Genomic DNA, 9,034 nt, shown 5'->3' with positions numbered 1-9,034 from the left:
CCCGATCTCGGCCTTGAACACCACCTGCCCGTCCTCCGTGAACCGCGCGAACGACCGCCCGGTGGAGACGAGTTCGGCCACCCGGGCCTGGTAGAGGAGACCCCCGTCCCCGGCCAGCGGCGACACCCCCACCTCCTCGGTGAACATCGCCACGCACGCCGGCATCAGCGTCTCGACCTCGTTGCGCCGCACCCTGCGCACCAGCGGATCGGGCTCGATCTCCGCCGACGGTGCGGAGGTCGCCAACAGCGGCTGGTGCCCCCGGACTTCGCGTGCCGGGCCCCAACTCCGCTCCAGCAGCGCCCAGAAGGCGGCGGTCGAATCGGCCGGCCCCACGATCGAGGAGCAGCGCCGCCCCTGCCGCCGGGCCCGCTCGGCGAAGGCGGCGACGGCCGTCGGCCCGGCGTTGACCAGGACGAGGTTCGCCCCGGCGTAGCAGAGGGCGTCCAGGACGCCGTCCCCGTCGTACCACCCCCACAGCTCCCCGCCGAGCCGCCACGGGTCCAGCCCGACCGCCTCGACCCGGGTCGCGACGAAGGCGTTGGCGACCGGGTCGCGGTGGAGGACCTCCAGGGCGTCCGCGAGATCGGGCGGCTCCAGCACCCTGGTGGTGGCCAGCGCCCGGGCGGCCTGGAAGGAGCTGGGCAGCATCACACCTCGATCGAGCATCGAGACCGCACCTCACTGAGACGACTCTGGCCGCACCCTACTCCGTGGCCCCACCCGGCTACGGCCGCGGGGCCGTCCGCGAACGGACGGCCCCGCTTCCGGAAAACTATGCTGCAATCGCGTTCGGACCGTAAGACGGCCGCTGCGCGGCGGCGGTCACTCCGCGGCGACGACGGTCGGCGAACCGGCCTCGACGCCCTCCTCCTGCATCTGCTCGGCGAGCTTGAGCGCCTCCTCGATCAGGGTCTCGACGATCTTCGACTCGGGCACGGTCTTGATCACCTGCCCCTTCACGAAGATCTGGCCCTTGCCGTTGCCGGAGGCGACCCCGAGGTCGGCCTCACGGGCCTCGCCCGGCCCGTTCACGACGCAGCCCATGACGGCCACCCGCAGCGGCACCTCCATGCCCTCCAGCCCGGCGGTGACCTCCTCCGCGAGCTTGTAGACGTCCACCTGGGCGCGGCCGCAGGACGGGCAGGAGACGATCTCCAGCCCGCGCTGGCGCAGCCCGAGCGATTCGAGGATCTGGGTGCCGACCTTGATCTCCTCGGCCGGCGGGGCGGACAGCGAGACCCGGATGGTGTCGCCGATGCCCTCGGCCAGCAGCGCGCCGAAGGCGACTGCGGACTTGATGGTGCCCTGGAAGGCCGGGCCGGCCTCGGTGACGCCCAGGTGCAGCGGGTAGTCGCAGGCGGCCGCGAGCTGACGGTAGGCCTGGATCATCACGACCGGGTCGTTGTGCTTGACCGAGATCTTGATGTCGCGGAAGTCGTGCTCCTCGAACAGCGAGCACTCCCACAGCGCGGACTCGACCAGCGCCTCCGGGGTGGCCCGGCCGTACTTCTCCAGCAGGCGCTTGTCGAGCGAGCCGGCGTTGACGCCGATCCGGATCGGCACCCCGGCGTCCTTGGCGGCCTTGGCGATCTCGCCGACCTTGTCGTCGAAGGCCTTGATGTTGCCCGGGTTGACGCGCACGGCCGCGCAGCCGGCGTCGATCGCGGCGAAGACGTACTTCGGCTGGAAGTGGATGTCGGCGATGACCGGGATCTGCGACTTCTTGGCGATGATCGGCAGCGCGTCGGCGTCGTCCTGGGAGGGGACGGCGACGCGGACGATCTGGCAGCCGGACGCCGTGAGCTGGGCGATCTGCTGCAGCGTGGCGTTGATGTCCGAGGTGACCGTGGTGGTCATCGACTGCACCGAGACCGGGGCGTCGCCGCCCACCGGTACGTTGCCGACCATGATCTGCCGGGAGTAACGGCGCTTGGCGAGCGGCTTGAGCGGCAGGGACGGAATACCGAGCGAGATCGCGGTCATGTGCGCAGGGTTCCCCGGGGTTGAGGTGTGGTCGACCGCCCGGCCGCTGGGACGACCGAGGCCGGGCGCGCGGACTTTCGCGCACCCGGCCTCCACGGTACGGCACGGCCGGCGCGCCCAGCACACCCGCCGTACCCGAACGCCCTAGCCGATCTTCACCGGGTTCACCAGGTCCGCGACCATCACCAACAGGGTGAAACCGATGAAGATGCTGGCCACGACGTAGGCCACCGGCATCAGCTTGGCGACGTCGAACGGGCCCGGGTCGGGCCGGCGGAACAGCTGTGCGAAGCGGCGCCGGACCGACTCCCAGACCGCGCCGGCGATGTGGCCGCCGTCCAGCGGGAGCAGCGGCAGCATGTTGAACAGGAAGAGCGACAGGTTGATGCCGGCCAGCAGGTTCACGAAGATCGCGACCCGCTGGGTGGCCGACTCGTGGAGGGAGAACACCTCGCCGCTGACCCGGGCGGCGCCGACCATGCCGATCGGCGAGTCCGGATCGCGCGGGGCGTCGCCGACGACGGCGTTCCACAGGCCCGGGATCTTGCCGGGCAGGGCGGCCAGCGACTTCACCCCGTTCTCGGCCATGTCGTACATCCGGTCGACGGACTGCCCGAAGCCGAGCTGAACGGTTTCGTACCTGGGGGTGAAGCCGAGGAACCCCGCCTGGACGGTCTGGCCCTTCACCGGCGCGCCGTTGCCGTCGTACTTCTGCACGTCGTTGACGGCGATGGTGGGCTTGAAGGTGAGCTGCTGGCCGCCGCGGTCCACGACGATCTCCACCTGCTTGCCGGCGGACTTCCGGATGTCCGCCTGGAGCTGGTCGTAGTCGCGGATCCGGTCGCCGTCGAAGGAGAGCACCTTGTCGTCCTGGCGCAGGCCCACCGCGTTGGCCGGGGTCTTGGGCGCGTCGGCGGGGCAGGTGTCGGTGGGCTGGCCGGCCTTGACGACGCACTGGGCGACCGAGCCGATGGTCGGCACCGCCATGGAGACGCCGAAGCCCATCATGACCGTCAGGAAGAGCCCGAACGCCAGGATCAGGTTCATGAACGGCCCGGCGAACATGACGATGACCCGCTTCCAGGGCTTGCGGGTGTAGAACAGCCGGTGCTCGTCGCCCTCCTGGAGCTCCTCGTAGGAGGCCTCACGGGCGTCCTCGATCATGGTCCGCCAGGGCGAGCTGCTGCGCTTGGTGATCCGGCCGTCCTCGCCCGGCGGGAACATCCCGATCATCCGGATGTACCCGCCGAACGGGATCGCCTTGAAGCCGTACTCGGTCTCACCCTTCCGGCGCGACCACAGGGTCGGGCCGAAGCCGACCATGTACTGCGGCACCCGGATGCCGAACAGCTTGGCCGTGGAGAGGTGGCCGAGCTCGTGCCAGGCGATCGAGAAGAGCAGCCCGACCACGAAGACCAGGATGCCGACCACCGTCAAAACCGTTGCCACCGCTGGCCCTCCGTCATGCCGCTCCGCTCATCGTCTCGTCGTACCGCGATCCGTGCCGCGTCGGGTGCGACGCCGGTACCCCTGGTACCGGCGTCCCGACGCCGCCCTCCGGGGTCGAGGCCGTCAGCCCGCCGCCAGCTCGCGGGCCCGGGCGCGCGCCCAGTCCTCCGCGTGCAGGACGTCCTCGACGGTCAGGGAAGTTCCCGCCGCGGGCGTCCCGTGCTCGGCCACGACCTTGGCAACAGTGTCCACGATCCCGGTGAAGGCGAGGCGGCCCTTCAGGAAGGCCTCCACGCACTCCTCGTTCGCGGCATTGAACACCGCCGGAGCCGTCCCGCCCAGGGTGCCCACCTCGCGCGCCAGCTCGACGGCCGGGAAGGCCTCGTCGTCCAGCGGGAAGAACTCCCAGGTCGCGGCCTTGGTCCAGTCGCACGCGGGGGCGGCGTCCGGCACCCGGTCCGGCCAGCCCAGGCCCAGCGCGATCGGCATCCGCATGTCCGGCGGGCTGGCCTGCGCCAGCGTCGAACCGTCGGTGAACTCCACCATCGAGTGCACCACCGACTGCGGATGGACCACGACCTCGATCCGGTCGAAGGGCACGTCGTACAGCAGGTGCGCCTCGATCACCTCCAGGCCCTTGTTCACCAGGGTGGCCGAGTTGATCGTGACCACCGGGCCCATCGCCCAGGTCGGGTGCGCCAGCGCGTCCTGCGGGGTCACCCCGGCCAGCTGCTCCCGGGTCCGGGTCCGGAACGGGCCGCCGCTCGCCGTCACCACCAGCTTGCGGACCTCCGCCCGGGTGCCGCCGGCCAGCGCCTGGAACAGCGCCGCGTGCTCGGAGTCCACCGGCACGATCTGCCCCGGCTTCGCCACCGCCTTGACCAGCGGCCCGCCGACGATCAGCGACTCCTTGTTCGCCAGCACCAGCACCCGGCCCGCCGTCAGCGCGGCCAGCGTCGGCCGCAGCCCGATCGAGCCGGTGATGCCGTTCAGCACCGAGTGGCACTCCATCGCGGCCAGCTCGGTCGCCGCGTCCGGCCCCACCAGCACGGCCGGCAGCGCCCGGCCCGCCGCCTTCGCCGCCAGCGCCTCGCGCAGCGCCGGCTCAGCCGCCGGATCGGCCACCGCCACGGTGTGCACACCCAGCCGCAGCGCCTGCTCGGCGAGCAGCTCCACCCGGCCGCCCGCCGCCGACAGGGCGACCACCCGGAAACGGTCCGGGTTGCGGAGCACGATGTCGATGGCCTGGGTGCCGATCGAGCCGGTCGAGCCGAGGATCACCAGCTCCCGGGGGCCGGAGGGGTCCGCCACGGTGGGCGCGAAACGCAGCTGCGGGTGAGCGAGCGAAGTCATGCGCCCATTGTGTCCTGCTCACGGGCGTCCTGTTCCCGGGTGTCCTGCTCGTGGGCGTCCTGTTCGCGCGTGTCCTGTTCCCGGGTGTCCTGTTCGCGGCACCCCCCAGAGCGGCCCCGGGCGGCTCGGACTACCGTCGGACCCATGCGTACCGTCATCGCCGGAGGCCACGGACAGATCGCGCTGAAGCTGGAGCGGCTGCTCGCCGAACGCGGCGACCGCCCCGCCGGGATCATCCGCCGCCCCGAACAGGCCCAGGACCTCGTCGACGCCGGCGCCGAGCCGCTGCTGCTCGACCTGGAGGCCGCCACCGCCCCGCAGCTCGCCGCCCTGCTCGCCGACGCCGACGCGGTGGTCTTCGCCGCCGGCGCAGGACCGGGCAGCGGCGCCGCCCGCAAGAACACCGTCGACCGCGACGCGGCCGTGCTGCTCGCCGACGCCGCCGAACTCGCCGGGGTCCGGCGCTACCTGATGGTCTCCTCGATGGGCGCCGACGCGGCCGCCCTGCACCCCGCCGACGCCGTCTTCGAGACCTACCTACGGGCCAAGGGCGCCGCTGACGACGCCGTCCGCTCCCGCACCGCCCTGGACTGGACGGTGCTGCGTCCCGGGCGGCTCACCGACGGCCCCGGCACCGGCCTGGTCCGCCTCGCCCCCTCGGTCAACCGCGGCGCTGTCGACCGGGCCGACGTGGCCGCCGTCCTGGCCGAGCTGCTGCGCGAGCCCCGCACCGCCGGGCGGACCCTGGAGCTGGTCGCCGGGAACGCCACCGTCGCGGAGGCGGTCGCCGCCGCCACCCGGCACGACAACTGAGCGGGTGAAACGGGTGGAGGGCCCGGTTCGATGAACCGGGCCCTCCACCGCTGGGTGCGTCCCTGAGAGGGGTCTCCGAGACCTCAGAGGGTCTCGGAGACCTCAGAGGCCTTCAGAGGGTCTCAGAGATCGAGGCCGGTCAGGACCATGACCTTCTCGACGGTGTAGTCGTCCATCGCGTACCGGACGCCCTCACGGCCGACACCGGAGTCCTTGACGCCGCCGTACGGCATCTGGTCGGCGCGGTAGGACGGCGCGTCGCCGATGATCACACCGCCGACCTCCAGCTCCCGCTGGGCGCGGAAGGCGGTCTGCAGGTCGTGCGTGAACACGCCCGCCTGAAGGCCGAACGCGGAGTCGTTGACGGCCGCGAAGGCCTCGTCCACGCCGTCCACCTTGTGCAGCGACAGCACCGGGCCGAACACCTCGGCCTTGGCCAGGATGGCGTCCTCGGGCAGCTCGGCCAGCACGGTCGGGGCGACGGTCGCACCCTCGCGGGTACCGCCGGTGAGCACCTTGGCGCCCTTGGCGACGGCGTCCTCGATCCAGGACTCCACCCGCTTGGCGGCGTTCTCGTCGATCAGCGGGCCGACGTCCGTCGAGGCGTCGTTCGGGTCACCGGTGACCTGCGCCTTGACCTTGGCCACGACCTTCTCCACCAGCGCGTCGTACACCGACGCGTCGGCGATCACCCGCTGCACCGAGATGCAGGACTGGCCGCCCTGGTAGTTGGCGAACATCGCGATCCGGGTGGCCGCCCAGTCCAGGTCGGCCTCCGAGGACCAGTCGGCGAGCACCACGGCCGCGGCGTTGCCGCCGAGCTCCAGGGTGCAGTGCTTGCGCGGCACCGAGTCCATGATCTGGTAGCCGACCTTGTCCGAACCGGTGAAGGAGATCACCGGCACGCGCTTGTCCTGCACCAGGGCCGGCATCCGGTCGTTCGGCACGGTCAGGATCGACCAGGAGCCGGCCGGCAGGTCCGTCTCGGCCAGGATCTCGCCCAGCACCATCGCCGACAGCGGGGTCGACGGGGCCGGCTTGAGGATGATCGGGGCGCCGACCGCGATCGCCGGGGCGACCTTGTGGGCGACCAGGTTCAGCGGGAAGTTGAACGGGGCGATCCCCAGCACCACACCGCGCGGGAACCGGCGCACCACCGCGAAACGGCCCACGCCGCCCGGGTCGGTGTCCAGCCGCATCGTCTCGCCGTTGGTGCGGCGCGCCTCCTCGGCGGCCCAGCGGAAGACCGACACCGCACGGCCGATCTCACCGCGGGCCCACTTGATCGGCTTGCCGTTCTCGGCGGTGACCAGCTGGGCGAGCTCCTCGGTGCGCTCGGTCAGCCGCTTGGCCACGTGGTCCAGCGCGGCGGCCCGCTGGTGCGCCGGAGTGGCGGCGAACACCGGCAGCGCGGCGACGGCGGCGTCCAGCGCCTCCTCGACCTGCGCCTCGGTCGGAATGCTGACCTTGCCGACCAGACGGCCGTCCCAGCTGTTGTGCACCTCGAAGTCGGCGTCACCGCTCGCCCGGCGGCCGGCGAGCCAGAAATCGTACGTGGTGGTCACCGTGGTACCGGCCCTCTCCTCGTCGTCGTACGGCCCACGGGCGTGGGACCCGAACCCGAGGGTAGGTGCGACGGCGCACCGACCGGATTGGCCGACTAGGAGCGTTCGGCCACGGGGCCACTCCACCGCGTCCAGGCGGGTGTTCCGTTCCCCGCCTGCTCCGCCTACTCCTCGCCGGAGCGCAGCGCCAACCACAGCTCCATCCGCACGTCGGTGTCGTCCAGCGAACGACCCAACAGCTCCTCGACCCGGCGCATCCGGTACCGCAGCGTGTGCCGGTGCACCCCCAGATCGGCCGCCGCCGCGTCCCACTGGCCGTGCCGCGACAGCCACGCCCGCAGCGAGGCCACCAGATCGCCCCGGGCCGTCCGATCGTGCTCGCGCAGCGGCCGCAGCAGCCCCTCCGCGAACGCCGTCACCGCGTCCTCCCCGAGCAGCGGCAGCAGCGAACCCGCACCGACCTCCTCGTGGTCCACCGACCGGCGGCCACCGCGCAGCGCCACCGCCAGCGCCCGCTCCGCCTGCGCGTGCGCCGTACCCGCCTCCTCCAGAGCGGCGGGCGCCGAAACGCCCAGCGACAGGCCCTCGTGCTCCTCCACCGCGCCCAGGCACGCCCGGTGCACCGCGCCGTTGTCCAGCGCCAGCACCATCAGCCGCGGCCCGTGCGCGCCGTCCTCCCGCGCCACCAGCAGCTTCTCGCCCACCCGGGAACCCGCCTGCTCCGCCCGCTCGCCCAGCTCCACGAGCGCCTCCGCGGCGTCCGCGTTCGGCCCGGCCCCGGCCACCAGGACCCGTATCGTCCCCTCCGGCAGGCCGCCGAACAGCCCCACCGCCACCTGGCGGGCCGTCGCCACCTCACCCGCCAGCACCATCCGCAGCAGCGCCGCGCCCATCCGCTCCTCGGCCTGCCGCAGCTCCCGCGAGCGCTCCAGGGTGAGGGTCAGCAGCGCCACCGCCGCGTTCAGCACGTACCGCTCGGTCGGCGTGATCCGGTCCTCGGTCCCCACCGCCAGGAAGCCCCGGGCCCGCCGGTCCGCCCCCAGCGACTGGACCACCACGTAGTCCTCGTCCGCCGTGTCTATCCCCGGCGAGCGCCCCTGCAACGCGGCACTCGACGGCGCCGGCCGCCGACGCAGCCGGTCCACCTCCGCAGCCAGCCGCCCCGCCCGGCGGGCCGCCCAGTCCGGCGCCACCACCGACAGCGCACCCGACCCGTCGTACAGCGCCGCCCAGCCCCCCAGCCGCGCCGCCAGCCGGCGCACCACGGCCGTCGTGCCGTCCTTGCCCAGCGCCGCCCGGGTCAGCTCCTCCTGCGCCTCGAAACTCGTCGTCACCGCCTCGTACTGCTCGGCGGCCAGCGCCGCCGACACCACCTTGCTGATCGCGATGAACGGCGTCGGCTCCGGCACCCGCAGCAGCGGCAGCCCCCGCTGCGCCGCCGCGTCCACCAGCGGCTGCGGCACCTCCGTGTGCGACAGCCCCACACCCAGCCCCAGCCCGACCACCCCCGCGTCGGCCAGCCGGTGCACGTACGCCTGCAGCTGCGCCGCCGTACGACCCAGCTTGATACCGGTGGTGAGCAGCAGCTCGCCACCCTCCAGGAACGGCGTCGGGTCGTCCAGCTCGCTGGTGTGCACCCAGCGGACGGGCCGCTCCAGGTGGTCCGCACCGGCGAGCACCGTCAGGTGGAGCGAACTGTTGCGGACGACGGAGGCGAGTGTGGGGGGCATGGCACCTTCGAGGGATTCGACCTGACCGCGCCGTTGCGGCCGGGCGAGGAGAGGGCAGTGGGACTGGTGAGGGTCTCTCCCCTTCATTATGGACGCCCCGGACAACCGGCACTGCCGAATCCACCTCGAAGGCGACTT

7 protein-coding genes are annotated in these 9,034 nt (G+C 72.6%); 1 reads left to right on the top strand and 6 read right to left on the bottom strand.

From position 1 onward, the window contains the following. The 4 genes from J0670_RS21070 to dxr all read right to left on the bottom strand — a co-directional run. Positions 1-651 (bottom strand): DUF4081 domain-containing protein (locus J0670_RS21070; protein ID WP_207813196.1); only part of this gene is annotated, 651 nt, incomplete at its 3' end. A 174-nt stretch (positions 652-825) separates the two neighbouring features. Next, positions 826-1,986: a flavodoxin-dependent (E)-4-hydroxy-3-methylbut-2-enyl-diphosphate synthase gene (gene ispG / locus J0670_RS21065; protein ID WP_207813195.1), complete on the bottom strand. Its 1,161-nt coding sequence runs from the start codon at positions 1,984-1,986 to the stop codon at positions 826-828. A 144-nt stretch (positions 1,987-2,130) separates the two neighbouring features. Beyond that, the gene (locus J0670_RS21060; RefSeq protein WP_207813194.1) at positions 2,131-3,435 is read right to left on the bottom strand and encodes an RIP metalloprotease; all 1,305 of its coding nucleotides are present in this window, start codon (positions 3,433-3,435) and stop codon (positions 2,131-2,133) included. A 123-nt stretch (positions 3,436-3,558) separates the two neighbouring features. Then, entirely contained in the window at positions 3,559-4,788 is a 1,230-nt protein-coding gene (dxr, locus tag J0670_RS21055; protein WP_207813193.1) for a 1-deoxy-D-xylulose-5-phosphate reductoisomerase, read from the bottom strand. Between the two features lie 144 nt (positions 4,789-4,932). On the opposite strand from dxr, the gene J0670_RS21050 reads away from it, so the two are divergent. Then, positions 4,933-5,601 carry an NAD(P)H-binding protein gene (locus tag J0670_RS21050; RefSeq protein ID WP_207813192.1) on the top strand — a complete coding sequence of 223 codons (669 nt, stop codon included), beginning with the start codon at positions 4,933-4,935 and terminating at the stop codon, positions 5,599-5,601. A 122-nt stretch (positions 5,602-5,723) separates the two neighbouring features. Here J0670_RS21050 and J0670_RS21045 read toward each other — a convergent pair whose 3' ends face one another. Next, complete coding sequence (locus tag J0670_RS21045) at positions 5,724-7,166, bottom strand: aldehyde dehydrogenase family protein (RefSeq protein ID WP_207813191.1); 1,443 nt, start codon at positions 7,164-7,166, stop codon at positions 5,724-5,726. A 164-nt stretch (positions 7,167-7,330) separates the two neighbouring features. Then, positions 7,331-8,896 (bottom strand): PucR family transcriptional regulator, encoded by a 1,566-nt coding sequence (locus J0670_RS21040; RefSeq protein WP_207813190.1) that lies wholly within the window; start codon positions 8,894-8,896, stop codon positions 7,331-7,333. Positions 8,897-9,034: the final 138 nt, after the last annotated feature.

Origin of the sequence: Streptomyces sp. FH025, from assembly GCF_017427025.1 — a bacterium.
Taxonomy (GTDB): Bacteria; Actinomycetota; Actinomycetes; order Streptomycetales; family Streptomycetaceae; genus Kitasatospora.
This window is presented reverse-complemented; position numbering and strand designations above follow the sequence as displayed.